General features: G+C 63.8%; 10 protein-coding genes and 2 pseudogenes. 11 read left to right on the forward strand and 1 reads right to left on the reverse strand.

Annotation, left to right across the window (positions count from 1 at the left end):
* The 7 genes and pseudogenes from AUJ55_08180 (at window position 1) to AUJ55_08210 (ending at window position 9,661) form a co-directional block, all read left to right on the forward strand.
* A pseudogene (locus AUJ55_08180) lies at window positions 1-615 on the forward strand (hypothetical protein).
* The gene (locus AUJ55_08185) at window positions 612-1,679 is read left to right on the forward strand and encodes a hydroxyacid dehydrogenase (GenBank protein ID OIO56559.1); all 1,068 of its coding nucleotides are present in this window, start codon (window positions 612-614) and stop codon (window positions 1,677-1,679) included. Before AUJ55_08180 ends, AUJ55_08185 begins: the two are co-directional and overlap by 4 nt.
* Entirely contained in the window at window positions 1,663-2,121 is a 459-nt protein-coding gene (locus tag AUJ55_08190; protein OIO56560.1) for a hypothetical protein, read from the forward strand. Before AUJ55_08185 ends, AUJ55_08190 begins: the two co-directional genes overlap by 17 nt.
* Window positions 2,118-4,898, forward strand: a complete 2,781-nt coding sequence (locus AUJ55_08195; GenBank protein ID OIO56561.1) for a type III restriction endonuclease subunit R — start codon at window positions 2,118-2,120, stop codon at window positions 4,896-4,898. The genes AUJ55_08190 and AUJ55_08195 overlap by 4 nt, the downstream gene beginning before the upstream one ends.
* A 60-nt stretch (window positions 4,899-4,958) precedes the next feature.
* Window positions 4,959-6,092, forward strand: coding sequence for a cell filamentation protein Fic (locus tag AUJ55_08200; GenBank protein ID OIO56562.1), 1,134 nt, complete (start codon window positions 4,959-4,961; stop codon window positions 6,090-6,092).
* 262 nt (window positions 6,093-6,354) lie between these two features.
* Window positions 6,355-7,878: a PLP-dependent threonine dehydratase gene (locus AUJ55_08205; GenBank protein ID OIO56580.1), complete on the forward strand. Its 1,524-nt coding sequence runs from the start codon at window positions 6,355-6,357 to the stop codon at window positions 7,876-7,878.
* A 206-nt stretch (window positions 7,879-8,084) separates the two neighbouring features.
* Window positions 8,085-9,661: pseudogene (locus tag AUJ55_08210) on the forward strand (inorganic phosphate transporter).
* 67 nt (window positions 9,662-9,728) lie between these two features.
* On the opposite strand, the gene AUJ55_08215 reads toward AUJ55_08210, so the two are convergent.
* Window positions 9,729-10,466: a hypothetical protein gene (locus tag AUJ55_08215; protein OIO56563.1), complete on the reverse strand. Its 738-nt coding sequence runs from the start codon at window positions 10,464-10,466 to the stop codon at window positions 9,729-9,731.
* 251 nt (window positions 10,467-10,717) lie between these two features.
* Between AUJ55_08215 and AUJ55_08220 the strand changes: the two genes are divergently transcribed.
* The 4 genes from AUJ55_08220 (at window position 10,718) to AUJ55_08235 (ending at window position 15,466) form a co-directional block, all read left to right on the forward strand.
* Window positions 10,718-11,284 (forward strand): 4Fe-4S ferredoxin, encoded by a 567-nt coding sequence (locus tag AUJ55_08220; GenBank protein ID OIO56564.1) that lies wholly within the window; start codon window positions 10,718-10,720, stop codon window positions 11,282-11,284.
* Window positions 11,281-13,182, forward strand: a complete 1,902-nt coding sequence (locus AUJ55_08225; GenBank protein OIO56565.1) for a carbon-monoxide dehydrogenase catalytic subunit — start codon at window positions 11,281-11,283, stop codon at window positions 13,180-13,182. Before AUJ55_08220 ends, AUJ55_08225 begins: the two co-directional genes overlap by 4 nt.
* Window positions 13,182-14,471 (forward strand): pyridine nucleotide-disulfide oxidoreductase, encoded by a 1,290-nt coding sequence (locus tag AUJ55_08230; protein ID OIO56566.1) that lies wholly within the window; start codon window positions 13,182-13,184, stop codon window positions 14,469-14,471. Before AUJ55_08225 ends, AUJ55_08230 begins: the two co-directional genes overlap by 1 nt.
* Before the next feature lie 218 nt (window positions 14,472-14,689).
* Window positions 14,690-15,466, forward strand: coding sequence for a cobyrinic acid ac-diamide synthase (locus AUJ55_08235; GenBank protein OIO56567.1), 777 nt, complete (start codon window positions 14,690-14,692; stop codon window positions 15,464-15,466).
* Window positions 15,467-15,475 lie beyond the last annotated feature (9 nt).

Below are 15,475 nucleotides of genomic sequence, written 5' to 3' on the forward strand. Positions count from 1 at the left end.
AAGGTGATTGATGGCGAAGATAAGGGCGGCATTTCCGAGGCCGTGAACTGGCAAGGGGGGGGCGGTTTCCGCTATTACAAACTCGCGCCCAGCCTGTTGCGGCAGGATGCTTACGGGCAGTGGGTCATCAACAAGGAATACAACGCGGAGATGCTGGCGCAAGCCTTGTGCAAGCTGGAGGGCTTTACATACTCGCCCAGCGATGCGCATTACTGGATGCACGGGCATTCTACCGAGCGGGATTTTATCTACGTCACCACGGCGAATCTGAACCACGAGCAGTTGCAGGCGTTGAATGATGAGGTGGCGGGAGTTTCCCTCTCCCCCAGCCCCTCTCCCGCAAGCGGGCGAGGGGAGCAGAACGGTGGGACTTTGCTGGTGTTGTGTAATGCTTTCCGTGGGCGGGGCGAGTATCCGAATCTCACTGTGAAGAAGATTCCCAAGCAGGTGCTGTCGCGCTGCGAGTGGGGGCATGATGATTATTCGTTGCAGATTGAGAATTTGCCGAAGGGTATCCCCCACCCTAACCCTCCCCCGGGGGGAGAGGGAACAAAGGCAAAAGGGCGCGGCGTAAATGTGGCGCAGGGCGGGTTGTTTGAGGAAGGCGAGGCATGAGTCAGGGCGAGTTTTTGCTGTATCAAACCGAGGATGCACAGACGCTCATTCAGGTGCGCTTTCAGGAGGGAGGTTTGTGGCTGACCCAGCAGCAACTGGCCGATCTGTTTCAAAGCACGCCACAGAACATCACCCAGCACATTCGCGCCATTTACCAAACCGGGGAGTTACGGGAAGAGGCAACTTGTAAGCCGTACTTACAAGTTCGGCAGGAGCGTGGACGGCAAGTCAGTCGCAGCTTGAAGCATTACAACCTGGAGATGGCGCTGGCGATTGGCTACCGGGTGAAGTCACATCGGGGTACGCAGTTCCGCCGCTGGGCGACGGAACAGTTGCGCGGCTATCTGGAAAAGGGATTTTTGCTGGACGACGAACGTTTCAAGGGTGGTCAGGACAGCGGCTATTTCGAGGAACTGCTGGCGCGTATTCGCGACATTCGTTCTTCGGAAAAGGTGTTCTGGCGCAAGGTGCTGGATATTTACGCCACCAGCATCGACTACGACGCGAACGCGGAAACCACGAAGCAGTTTTTTGCCACGGTGCAAAACAAGACGCATTGGGCGGCGCACGGGCATACCGCCGCCGAATTGATTGCGCAGCGTGCCGATTCACAGGCGCCGAACATGGGACTGACCAGTTGGTCCGGGGTCGGCAAGGGAGCGCCGGTACGCAAGGCGGACGTAGGCATTGCCAAGAATTACCTCAATGCCGAAGAGTTGGAGACGCTCAATCGCATCGTCACGGCCTATATCGAAGTGGCCGAGTTGCAGGCCCGTGCGCAACAGGTCATGACGATGCGGGAATGGTCTGCGGAACTGGACAACTTCCTGCGTTTGACCCGCAAGGAGATCCTGACCCACGCGGGCACGGTTTCCGCCGAGGCGGCGCTGGCCAAAGCGCAGGAAGCCTATGCGCGATATCAGCAGCAGACGCGCAACCTGCCTTCGCGGGTGGAAAAAGATTTTGAGAACGCGATTGCCAAACCGGTGAAACAGCTTGAACAAAGCCGGAAGAGGATTTTGCCGGTTAAAAACAAGGGAGGTACGCATGGCCAAGAGGGCTGAAATCCCCCCCGTCCGTTCCTCGGCAGCGGAGTATTTAACCTTTGCGGCAGCCAGCGGGGGGGATGAAACCAGCGTGGAGATGCGCTACGAGGACGAAAGGGCATCTCTAAAAACCGTCACGAGCGGCCCAGCTGCAAGGCGCACGGAGCGCAGAAACCGAGGCGTACTGGGTGTTACGCTGAGGTTTCGAGCACCGCGCAACGCAGCAGATGGGCCGCGCAGTAGGTTTTTAGAGGTGCCCGAAAACATCTGGTTGACCCAGAAATTGATGGCCACCCTCTACGATGTGACGGTTCCGGCCGTCAGCCAGCACCTCAAACGCATTTTTTCCGACCACGAACTCGATGAAGAGGCAGTTGTTAAGCGTTACTTAACAACTGCGGCGGACGGCAAAACCTACAACACCAAGCGGGAATGCCGCGAAGAGGAGCAGCAGGGATGAGTGCCCGCATCCAACACCATGTGACGGGCCGCCTGTCGCTGCGCCCCCCCCAGGCCGAGTCGTTGGCCCGGCTGGTTCAAGCGTTGCGAGCCGCCCCCGAGATGGCGGCCCACGGTGGCGACGTCAACGCCATTTTGGCCACGCTGAAAGGCTTATTCCCCACCCTGACCGACTTCGAGCGCGACTTCCCCTCGCTCTGCTTCGCCCTGGCCACCGGGGTGGGTAAAACCCGGCTGATGGGGGCCTTCATCACCTACCTGCACTTGGCGCACAACATCCACAACTTCTTCGTCTTGGCCCCCAACCTGACGATCTACAACAAGCTGATCGCCGACTTCACCCCCAACACCCCCAAATACGTCTTCAAAGGGATCGCCGACTTCGCCCAGCAACCGCCGCTGCTGATCACCGGCGACAACTACGCCCAAAACGCCCAGGCGGTGAGGGCCCCCCTGCCGGGGGTCGCCCCCGAGGCCCGCATCAACATCTTCAACATTTCCAAAATCAACACCGAGGTGCGGGGCGGCAAAAGCCCCCGGATCAAGCGGCTTTCGGAATACCTGGGCGACAGCTACTTCGATTACCTGGCGGGACTGCCCGATTTGGTGCTGCTGATGGACGAGTCGCACCGCTACCGGGCCAGCGCCGGAATCCGGGCGATCAACGAACTTCAACCGCTGTTTGGGCTGGAGCTGACCGCCACCCCCTTCGTGGAGGTTGGTAGCGGCAACACCGTCCCCTTCAAAAACGTGGTGATGGACTACCCCCTGGCCCGCGCCCTGGAGGATGGCTTTGTCAAAGAGCCCGCCGTGGTCACCCAGCGGGGTTTCGACGCCAGCGCCCACACCCCGCAGGAGATCGAGAAAATCAAACTCGAAGACGGGGTGCGGCTGCACGAGGCGGCCAAGGTGGAGTTGCTGACCTACGCCCGGGAAAACGAAGTACCGGCGGTGAAACCCTTCATGTTGGTTATTGCCCGCGACACCACCCACGCCGCTCAGCTTCTGGCGTTGATCGAATCGGAGGCTTTTCACGGCGGGCGTTACCGGGGCAAGGCGATTCAGGTCGATTCCAGCAGCAAAGAGGATCAGACCATCGAGCGGCTGCTGCGGGTTGAACACCCCGACGAACCGACCGAAATCGTCATCCACGTCAACATGCTTAAAGAGGGGTGGGACGTCACCAACCTGTACACCATCGTCCCCCTGCGGGCGGCCAAGGCGCGGACGTTGATCGAGCAGTCGATTGGGCGGGGATTGCGCCTGCCCTACGGCAAACGGACCGGGGTGGAGGCGGTGGACCGGCTGAGCATCGTGGCCCACGACAAATTCCAAGAGATCGTCGACGAAGCCAACCGGGGCGATTCGGTCATTCGGCTCAAGCAGTTGATCCTCGATGCCCCGCAAGAAGGGGAGGGGAAGGTTAGCGTTCAGGTTGAGTCGGGGTTGATGACGCAGCTTGGGCTGGCGGCGCCCGTGACTGGATTGGAGGCCGCCGGGGTGGAGTCTGCCGGGGCCGAGGTTGCCGGGCCGCTTGGCCCCGCCAGCGCCCAGCCCCTCTTCAAAACCCCGGAGGAGCGGCAGGCGGCCCAAAGGGTGCTGGAGGTGATCGGGCGTTACGAAACCCGCAGCGACATCGCCCCCACCCGCCAGGCGCTGCTGGGGGCGGGGGTGCAGCAGGCTATTGCACACGAGGTGGCGCAGTTGCTGGCATCGAGCCCTCGCAACCTGCTGGAGGAGGGACCGCCCCTGGATTTGCAGGCGGTGGTGGCCCAAACCACGGCGGTGGTGGTCCAGAAAACCATCGACATTCCCCGCATGGTGGTGCTTCCAACAGGGGAGGTGAGCACCGGCTTTCACCCCTTCACCCTGGATGTGAACGGGCTGCATTTGCAACCGGGGGCGCGGGAGATCGTCATCCAAAACCTGCACACCCACGAACAGACGGTGTTGCCCGTGGGGGTGGGCAGAAGGGAGCAGCGGCTGGAGGACTACATCGTCCATGCCCTGGTCGATTACGACGATATCGACTACTTCAGCCATGCCGATCTGCTCTACGACCTGGCCGGGCAGATGGTGCGGCACCTGCTGGGTTACCTGACGCAGGATGAGGCCCACGGGGTGCTGGGGGGCAGCAGCAAAATCGTGGCCGCCCAGATCCACGCCCAGATGATGGAACACTTCTGGGAGACCGCGACCCGCTACGAGGTGCAGGTCAGCCGAGGTTTCACCGAACTTAAACCCTGCAACTACACGGCGGGGGCGGGGCAGGTGGTGCGGCCCTACCGCGACACGGTGACCGAGGTGGGGCGGATCAAACAGATGTTGTTCGGCGGTTTTGCCCGCTGCCTTTACGACTACCAGAAGTTCGACTCCGACACCGAGCGCCGCTTTGCCGTGATTCTGGAGCGCGACGCCCTGAAGTGGCTGAAACCGGCCAAGGGGCAATTCCAGATTTACTACAAGCTGGGGACGCAGCAGCCGGAGTACATCCCCGACTTTGTGGCCGAAACCCAAACCGCGATTTGGATGGTCGAAACCAAAGCCCGTGTGGACCTCAACACCCAGGAGGTCCAGGCCAAAGCCCAGGCCGCCGCCCAGTGGTGCCGCCACGCCAGCGATTACGCAGCCAGTGCGGGGGGCAAACCGTGGGGTTACCTGCTGATTCCCCACGATGAAATCAACGAATCGCAGCGGCTGAGCGACCTGCGCCGGTTTGCAGTCGCGCCCCTGCCAAACCATAACCCCCCTGCATCCAATGGGCTTGTGGGGCCATGAACAATTTGGGTTAAGGCCGGAGCCCTTTTTCAACCAACCGCCTTGAGGATCGGATCGCCCATGAAATTCGAACGCTTCAAGGCCGGGCAGTGGCAGCCCCGGTACCAATACAAAAGCTTCGAGCCGGTTTTGGTGAACCACGAATGGAGCTGGGAAGATCCCGCCATCAACCTGCTGCTCGAATCGGCCAATCGGGCGCTGGGGGAGCTCAATGCCTTTTCGTTGATTGTCCCCGACATCGATCTGTTCATCGAAATGCACGTGGTCAAAGAGGCGCAAAGCTCCAGCCGGATCGAGGGAACCCAAACCGGCATCGACGAGGCGCTGATGCCCGAAGCGCAAATCCGCCCCGAAAAACGGGACGATTGGCGCGAGGTGCGCAACTACATCGCAGCGGTGAACTCCGCCGTTGCCCAGCTCAAGAACCTGCCCCTCTCCAACCGCCTGCTCCAACAAACCCACGCGGTGCTGATGCAGGGGGTGCGCGGGGAGCGCAAACAGCCGGGGGAGTTTCGCACCAGCCAAAACTGGATCGGCGGCTCCAGCCTGCTGGATGCCGCCTTCATTCCCCCCCACTACGACGGTGTTCCGGCCTTAATGGGCGACCTGGAGCGGTTCTGGCACAACGAGGCCATCGTGGTCCCCCATCTGATTCGGGTGGCCATCAGCCACTACCAGTTCGAGACCATTCATCCCTTTCTGGACGGCAACGGGCGAATCGGACGGTTGATGATCCCCCTGTATTTGGTCAGCCATGGGCTGTTGGCTAAACCGTCGCTGTACCTGTCGGACTTTTTCGAACGCAATCGGGCCAGCTACTACGACGCCCTGATGCAGGTGCGCTCCTCCAACGATCTAATCCACTGGGTGCGGTTTTTTCTGCAAGGGGTGACCGAAACGGCCACCAAGGGGCGGGGGGTGTTCGGGCAGGTGTTGACGCTGCGCACCGGGGTGGAGCAGCAGATTCTGGGGTTGGGCAAACGCGCCCCCAATGCCAAGGCGGCGCTCAACGTGCTGTACCGCCAGCCGATTGTGCAGGCCGCCGACTTGGAACGGCGGCTGGAAATTTCCAAACCGACCGCCAACAACCTGCTGCGCGACCTGCAAGGATTGGGAATCCTCAGCGAAACCACCGGCCAGTTGCGCGACCGGGTGTATGTGTTTGATCGTTACCTTAAGCTCTTCGTTAGTTAAGGGAACATGGTTTAAGTTAACTAGCAGCCCCTCTTGGTTAACGTTGGCGTGGGTGTCGGAAGCGCCGATTCAATAGGTGCTAAAAAGAACAAGAAAACAGAACGGCATTTTCGAGTCCCTTTGTTGGCGCTTTGGTGTAAATCATCCGATGAACCGCTGCGTTCGGGTCGAAATTTGACCCAACCGTGACACGCCCCCGCCCCGCTGGCAGACTTCCCGCCCAATCCCCGTTCTACCCCTCCGCTACGGAGTTTTCATGCCCCTGCAAGGCATCCTGCGCCGGATCCTCACCGCCCGCGTCTACGACGTAGCGCGGCAGACCCCCCTCGATCCCGCCCCGAAACTTTCTGCCCTGCTGGCGCGGGGGGTTTTCCTTAAGCGGGAGGATTTACAACCGGTCTTCTCGTTCAAGCTGCGCGGCGCCTACAACAAGATCGCCCACCTCGATCCCATGGTGCGGGCCCAAGGGGTGATCGCCGCCTCGGCGGGCAACCACGCCCAAGGGGTGGCGCTGTCGGCCAAACATTTCGGCATCCCCGCCGTCATCGTCATGCCCGCGACCACCCCCGCCATCAAGGTCGAGGCGGTGCGGGCCTATGGGGCCGAGGTGGTGCTGTTTGGCGATTCCTACTCCGACGCCGCCGGGTTTGCCGAACAGCTCACCGCCGAGCGGGGGTTGACCTACATCCACCCCTACGACGACAAACTGGTGATTGCCGGACAGGGGACCATCGCCCACGAGATTCTCAATCAGCTTCCCGGCGGCCCCCGCAAGGGGGACACCATCTTCGTGCCGGTGGGGGGTGGGGGGCTCATTGCCGGAATCGCCGCCTTCTTCAAGGCCATCGCCCCCGAGGTGCGCATCATCGGGGTCGAACCGAGCGATGCCGACGCCATGATTCGGTCGGTCGAGGCGGGGGAGCGGGTCACCCTGGAGCGGGTCGGCATCTTTGCCGACGGGGTGGCGGTGAAGCAGGTGGGGGAGCTGACCTTCGAAATCTGCCGCCGTTTTGTCGACGGCTGGGTGCGGGTGTCGACCGATGAAATCGCCAGCGCCATCAAACGTTTGTTCGAAGAAAATCGCTCCATCGCCGAACCGGCGGGGGCGCTGGCGAGCGCCGGGATGGTCCGCTGGGGGCAGCTCCACCCCGAGGAGGAGGGGGATGGCGGGCGTTGGATCAGCCTGGTGTCGGGCGCCAACATGAATTTCGACCGGCTGCGCCATGTGGCGGAGCGGGCCGCCATCGGCGAACAACGCGAGGCGCTGTTGGGGATCACCATTCCCGAGCGGCCCGGCGCCTTTCTTGAGATGGTCGCGGCCCTCGATCAGGCCGCCATCACCGAGTTCAACTACCGGCTGTGCAACCGCGATCAGGCCTATGTGTTTGCCGGGGTTGCGGTCGCCGGCCCCAAGGGGCGCGAGCATCTGCTGGCCCATTTGGCCGGTGAAGGGTTCGAGGCGCTCGACCTGACCGACGACGAGGTGGCCAAGCTGCATTTGCGCCACATGGTCGGGGGGCGTGCGCCCTTCGTCGATCGGGAGCGGTTGGTCCGCTTTCGCTTCCCCGAGCGGCCCGGGGCTTTACGCGAGTTTTTAGAGGCGATCCAGGGGCGGTGGAACATCGCGCTCTTCCACTACCGCAACTTCGGTGCCGATTTTGGCCGGGTGCTGGTGGGGATGGAGGTGCCCGAGGAGGACGAGGAGCACTTCGCCGCCTTCCTGGCCCAGGTCGGCTATGAGTGGAACGACGAGTCGGACAATCGGGGATACAAGCTGTTTTTGTAGGGGCGCCGCCCTCGGCGCGATTGGTCAGCCCGAGGGCGCATCCTCACATGGAGGGAAAGGCGCTGGAATAATCGCGCCGAGGACGGCGCTCCCACAAAAGACCGGGGAGCGTTCTCCCCGTTTCCACAGCCGGAACGAACGATGTGTTTTTCGTAGGAGCGCCGCCCCGGCGCGATGACTTTTGGAGGTCCGCCGTGCCACCTCAAATGCCGCATCCCAAACCGTACTTGGATCAGGAGATCGAACCCTTCGGGGAGATGGGCAAGGAGGCGATCAAGACCGGCCGTCAGGTGGTCCGGCTCGGCGTCGCTTTGCTCTTCATCATCGCGGTCATGGCCTACACCGCCATCCACGCTGGCGGCTTGACCAACAACTGGATTCTCATCATCGCCGCCATGGTGGGTGGCTACATGGCGATGAACATCGGCGCCAACGATGTCGCCAACAACGTCGGTCCCGCCGTCGGTTCCAAGGCGCTGACGATGGGGGGGGCGCTGGTTATTGCCGCCGTCTGCGAGGCGGCGGGGGCGCTGTTGGCCGGGGGCGATGTGGTTTCGACGATCTCTAAGGGGATCATCGACCCGGCCTTGATTCCCAACACCGATACCTTCGTCTACGCGATGTTGGCCTCCCTGTTTGCCGCCGCCATCTGGGTGAACCTGGCGACCTACGTCGGCGCTCCGGTCTCGACCACCCATGCGGTGGTCGGGGGGGTGACTGGGGCGGGGGTCGCCGCCGCAGGTTGGAACGTCATCCATTGGGACACCATGGGGCAGATTGCCCTGAGCTGGGTCGTCTCACCCTTGCTGGGGGGGGCCATCGCCGCCGGGTTTCTGCTCTTCATCAAACGCAAGATCATCTTTCAGCAAGACATGATCGCCGCCGCCCGGCGTTACGTGCCGCCGCTGGTCGCCATCATGGGTGGGGTCTTCGCCGCCTACCTGGCGATGAAGGGGCTCAAACACATCTGGAAGGCGCCGGTGTGGGCGCTGTTCGTGTCGGGAATCGGCACCGCCTTTGTGGTGTACTCCTTCGTCAAACCGGCGATCCACCGCAAGGCCAGCCTGCTTGAAAACCGGCGCGAAGAGGTCGCCCGCCTCTTCACCATCCCCCTGGTCTTCGCCGCCGCCCTGCTCTCGTTCGCCCACGGCGCCAACGACGTCGCCAACGCCATCGGTCCCCTGGCCGCCATCGTCAGCGCCCTGAAGGATGGGACGATTGCCACCAAGGTGGGGGTCCCAGGCTGGGTGATGTGGGTCGGCGCCACCGGAATCGCCCTGGGTTTGGCCCTGTACGGCCCCAAGCTGATCAAACGGGTGGGGGAAGAGATCACCGAGCTCGACCGCATCCGCGCCTATTGCATCGCCCTGGCCGCCGCCATCACGGTGCTGATCGCCTCGGCGTTGGGGCTGCCGGTCAGCTCGACCCACATCGCTTTGGGCGGGGTTTTCGGAGTTGGCTTTTTGCGGGAATGGTTGATGGCCAAGGACCACCAACGGCAGATCGACCTGGCCGCCGCCGGGGGCCCTCCCGAGGGGATCGATCCGGGGCTATGGCGGGCGGCGATTGCCGCAGGCGATCTCGACACCCTGGATCACCTGCGCGAGGGGCAGCCGCTGTCTAAAAACGAGCGCAAGGCAATCAAAAGGGTGCGCAAGCGGGCGCTGGTCCGCCGCGCGAGCACCTGAAGATGATCGTCGCCGCTTGGCTGGTGACGGTGCCGGTGGCGGCGCTGCTCGCGGCGTGGATCTTCTTCTCGATCAAGGGGATGATGCTGCCGTAATGCGGTTGATCTTGATGCAACGAACAAGGGCGCCTTTCGGCGCCCTTTTTTGTTGGGGGAGTCCCCTTCACACCCCGAGCAGGCTGCGTAGTCGGGGAACGTTGGCCCGGCTCACCGGGATCTCGTGATCGCAGTTCCCGGCGATGGAGATCGCCAGTTGGTCGTCGTTGCGCCGCACCGCGCTGGCGTGGGCAAGGTTGACGATGTAGCTGCGATGCACCCGAACGAAGCGCTCCTTGGGCAGCCGCGATTCGAGCTGACTGAGCGAGAGGTTGCAGAAGTAGTGTTTGCCGCCGGAGCAGACCTCGGTGTAATGGCCGTCGGCCCGCAAAAACCCCACCTCTTCGATGTCGAGCAGGGCGATGCGCCCCTGCAGCGAGACCGGCAATTTGTAGAGGTCGCGGCTGGGCGTGGTGTTGTCCCCCTCCTGAGCGGGACGCCCCTGGGCGGGGGCGCCTTGAGATGTCAGGTGGGTGATGTCGTACAGCATCAGACAGTACCCGTGGGTTCCCCCCCCGTCGGCCATGTGCACGACGCGCAACTGCAACACCCGCTCGGGCATGTTGATCAGCATCGAGGCGTAGCCCGACGCCCCCCCCTCCCGGCACTCGTGCAACAACCAATCGATCTTGCCCCGCGATTGGGGGGGGTGGGTCGATTGGATCGGCTGTCCCAGGGTCTGCTTCAGGTGGTCCTCGCCGAAGAGGGCCGCCGCCTCGCCGCTGTAGCTCACCACCCGATGTTCGGGGTCGAGCATAACGATGCCGATCGGCAGTCGGTTGAGGATGTATTGAGGATCTCGCATCACCTTTTCCCGCGTTGTACCCACTGCGTTCGTACCGCTCGTGCAGTTCAGGAAGCCATTCCCGCCATTCGCGCAGCGATGCCGCAACTCGCGATTTTGCCGTTCCAGTTGGGGTTTGAGCCCCATAACGTAACCGCCGGTAAGCCTATTCGGGCCGGGTCGACGATGCACCTTCGGTCTTATGTCGAGGGGGTCGGGCGGCTCAACCCGACCTGACGAAAAGGTCGGGTTCAAGCATGGGGAGGAAAGGCGTGGAAAAAATCATCTTCACCTTCATCGAACGGTGCGTCGCCTGCAAGGGGTGCGAGATCGCCTGCGCGGTCGAGCACTCCCAGGCCAAGAACCTCTTCGCCGCCATCCATGAGACCCCACCCCCCCGTTCGCGGGTGAAGGTGGGGTCGGCGGGGGCGTATACCTATCCGGCGCGGTGCCAGCATTGCCGGGAGGCGGCCTGCATCGCCGCCTGCCCCATGGGGGCGATGACCCGCAATCCCACCACCGACGCGGTCTTCGTCGATGGAGACAAATGCATCGGGTGTTGGATGTGTGTGACGGTTTGCCCCTTCGGCGGCGTTAGCGCCGACCCGGTGGGGCACAAGGCCCAGAAGTGCGATTTGTGCCCCGACCGCACCACTCAAGGGGGGGACCCGGCCTGCGTCGCCGCCTGCCCGACCCGGGCGCTGTGGTTCGCTACCCCCGAGCAGATGGCGGCGTTGCGGCGCGACGAAACGACCCGGGCGGTGGTGGGGGATGTGGGGCCGCAGGTCGCCGCTTCGATTTCACTTTGGAGAACACTGAAGGGGGAGGTATCCGCATGAAGCCCGTCTCGATTCCGGTGGTTGAACGCTCGCTCCTCGATGTCGCCCACAGCCGGGGGTTCGACACCGCCCGCGAGCGCTTGGCGGTGATGTCGCCGCAATGCGGCTTCGGCGAACTGGGTACCTGCTGCCGCACCTGCTACATGGGTCCGTGCCGCATCGATCCGTTCGGCAATGGCCCCAGCGAGGGGATTTGCGGACTGAACGCCGATGCCATGGTCGCCCGCAATCTGCTGCGCGAAACCGTCGGTGGGGCGGCATCCCACGTGGGGCACGCCCGCCATCTGGTGCTGACCCTGCGCAACGCCCTGGACGGCAAGGCCCCCTACAGCATCAAGAGTGAGGCCAAGGTGCTGGCGCTGGCCAAGACCTTCGGGGTTCAGACCGAGGGGCGGGCGGTGCACGACGTTTGCCGCGACCTGGTCAACATCGCCCTGGAGGACTTCGGACGCCAGGACGACGAGCCCAACAACTGGTTGAGCAAGCGGGCCCCGGCGCAAGAACAAGAGCTCTGGAAAAACCTGGGGTTGATGTACTCCAACCCCCACAACGAGATCGAAACGGCGATGCACGCCACCTCGATGGGCAACGACGCCGACCCGGTCACCCTGATGATGCGGGTGCTCAAGATGAGCCTGGTCGACGGCTGGACCGGCCTGACCCTGTGCACCGACATTCAAGACATCCTCTTTGGCATCCCCGAGGTGGCGGTCACCGAGGCCTCGGTGGGGGTACTTGAGGAGCGCAGCGTCAACATCGCCGCCCACGGCCACAACCCGGTCCTCTCCGAGAAGATTCTGGAGTGGGCCGACAAGATGCAGGGCGAGGCGGTCGCGGCGGGGGCCGAGGGGATCAACGTGGTCGGGGTTTGCTGCACCGGCAACGAGCTGGGGATGCGCCATGGGGTGAAACTGGCGGCCCACAACTCCCAGACCGAGCTGATCCTGACCACCGGCGCGGTCGATGCCATGGTGGTCGACATTCAGTGCATCTGGCCCCAGTTGGCCCAGGTCGCCAAGTGTTTCGACACCGCCTTCATCACCACCGACGAGATGGTGCACATCCCCGATGCGCGCCACATCCCCTTCGAGCCGGTCCACGCCGACGAAAGCGCCCAAGAGATCATCCGTACCGCCATCGCCTGCTTCAAAAAGCGGCAAGGCAAGCCGGTCGACATTCCGCAGCACAAGTCCACCGCCATCGCCGGGCTCTCGGTGGAGGCGATTGTCGACATCCTGTCGAAGGTCGATCCCGCCGATCCCCTCAAGCCGGTCATCGACAACGTCGCCAATGGCAACATCCACGGCTTCGCCGGGGTGGTGGGGTGCTCCAGCATTAAATTTCGGGACGGCGCCATGACCGAAGAGATGGTCAAGGCGCTGCTGGCCCAGAATGTTTTGGTCTGCACCACCGGCTGCACCGCCCACATCTGCGGTCAGGCGGGGCTGCTGACCGGCGAGGCGACCCTGAAATACGCCGGCGACGGCCTCAAGGCGGTGCTGACGGCGCTGGGGGAGGCGGCGGGGCTCGGCGGTCCGCTGCCGCCGGTCTGGCACATGGGTTCGTGCGTCGACAACTCCCGCATCGTCGATCTGCTCGGGGCGGTGGCGGCGCGGCTCGGGGTTAAGGTGGGGCAGTTGCCCGCCGTCGGTTCGGCCCCGGAGCTGGTGCAAGAAAAGGCGGTCTCGATTGGCGGCTCGTTCCTCGGCCTGGGGGTTTCGTGCCACATCGCCCCAGCGCCCCGAATTCTCGGTGCCCCCATGGTGACCCAACTGCTGACCAAGGATCTGCAAGGGATCACCGGCGCCGTGGTTCGGGTCGAGCTGGAGGCGCACAAGGCGGCCGATTGGATGGTCGCCCACATCGGCGAAAAGCGGACCGCTTTAGGGCTCGGCTGATGAACATCGTCATCGTCGGCAACGGACCGGCCGCCATCGCCGCCGTCGAGGCGATTCGGGGGCAGGGGCGGGAAGACTCCATCGTCATGGTTTCGAAGGAGGACAGCCCCTTCTACTCCCCTTGCCCGCTGGCCGAATACGTGGAGGGGAGCGTCCCACGCGGGCGTCTGTTCTTGCGCCCGGAGGGGTTCTACCGCGATCTGAAGGTTCAAACCCTGTTTGGACGGGCCGCCACCGCCCTCAATCCCGAGTCGCGCCGGGTGACGGTGGGGATCGGTGAGGCGGCGACCGAGCTGCCCTACGACCGGCTGCTCATCGCCACCGGCGCCAAGGCGGTGTTGCCCCCCATCCCCGGCCTTGCATGGGGAGAGGGGGTGGTGGCGCTCAAAACCCTGGGGGACGCCGAGGCGATCCTGGCTCGGATCGAGGGGGTGGCCCCTGCCCGCCGGGCGGTGGTGATCGGCTCGGGTTTCATTGGGCTGGAGGCGGCCCAGGCGCTGATTCGCCGGGGGCTTGAGGTCACCGTGATCGAGGCGTTGGAGCAGGTGTTGCCCCAAATGCTCGATGCTGAGGTGGCGGCCAAGGTCGAGGCGCGACTGCGCACCCATGGCATCGATGTGCGGGTGGGCGCCCCCGTCGAGGCGGTGCTTCATGGTCCCGAGGGTGTAAGCGCGGTGCGGGCGGGGGGGAGCGCAATCGACTGCGATCTGGTGGTCTGCGCCGCCGGGGTCCGTCCCGACCTGGGTTGGCTGGCTGGCAGCGGGCTTGAAACCGCGATCGGGGTACGGGTCGATGAGCGGATGGCGACCAACCTGCCCGACGTGTTTGCCGCGGGCGACATCATTGAAACCCTCGATACCCAGGGGGCGCGACGGGTGCTCGGCAACTGGCCCAATGCGGTCAACGGCGGGCGCATCGCCGGGCTGAACATGATCGGGGCCGAGCGGCGCTATCGCGGCCTGGACGCCATCAACGTGGTGCGCATTTTCGACCTGCCGGTCGCCTCTTTTGGCAGTCGAACCGGGGAGCGTACCGTCACCTGGGAGGGTGGTGGGCATGTGCGCCGGTTGGTCCTGAACGACGGACGGATCGTCGGGGGGCAGTTCTTCGGCGATGTGAACGAGGCCGGGCTCTACCTTGAGATGATGAACAAAGGGGTCGAGGCGACCCCCTTCGAGCGGGATCTGCTCACCCCCCGCTTCGGCATGGGCCACCTGCTCCCCCGCCCGCCTCGCCCGACTTGGTCGTCCAGTGGTTCGACAGCGCTCCTGAACGACTCGTCCAGATGAGCTGAATCTGCCGAAGTTTTGGTGGGCCACGCTCCGGCGTGGCCAAGGACTCGAACGGTAGAGGTTGGGCCGTCGCTCGCATTGCCCGGAGGACCGGGCTCCTACAGCCGGTCGGAAACGCTTGGGGGGGTGGCAGGAGCCCGGTCTCCGGGCGACCCAGCCGCAACGTCGTTCAAAACACGCCGACTTTGTCGGATCAAGCCAAGGAGGATCGCCGTATGAAAATCGCCGTTGTGGGCAAAGGGGGGGTCGGCAAAACCACCCTGACCAGTCTGCTGGCCTGCCACTACGCGGGTTTGGGGCGCCCGGTGCTGGCCATCGACGCCGATCCCTCCCCCTGTTTGGGTCCGGCGCTTGGGTTCCCCGCCGACAAATTGCTGGCCCTCGCTCCGATTGCCGAGATGCAGTCGCTCATCGACGAGCGCACCGGGGCGAACGCGGCGGGCAACTTTTTCAAGCTCAACCCCCGGGTCGCCGATCTGCCCGACCGGTTTTCTCAAGTGCACGAGGGGATCCGCCTGCTGCTGCTCGGCGCGGTCCAGCAGGGGGGGGCGGGGTGCATCTGCCCGGCGAGCACCATGCTCAAACAGTTGGTTCGCCATGTGTTGCTGGCTCGGGACGAGGTGGTGTTGCTCGATCTCTACGCCGGGGTCGAGCATCTCGGGCGGGGGACCGCCGAGGCGGTCGATGTGATGGTGGCGGTGGCCGAGCCGACCCACCGCAGCATGCGCACCGTGGCGCAGATCAAGGTGCTGGCCGCCGACATCGGGGTCACCCATCTGGTGTTGGTCGGCAACAAGGCGACGAGCCCACAAGACCAAGCCTTCTTCGCCGAACACACCCCCGACATCCCGGTGATCGGCTGCCTGAACACCTCCAGCCTGGCCATGACCGCCGACCGCACCGGGCAAACCTTGCACGGTCTGGACAGCGCCCTGGCCTTGGATGTGGCCGCCATCGCCCGGGCGCTGGAAGAGCGGCTGGTCCCGGCTTGAGTGTTCCGA

Source organism: Proteobacteria bacterium CG1_02_64_396 (assembly GCA_001872725.1).
Taxonomy (GTDB): Bacteria; Pseudomonadota; MNWR01; order CG1-02-64-396; family CG1-02-64-396; genus CG1-02-64-396.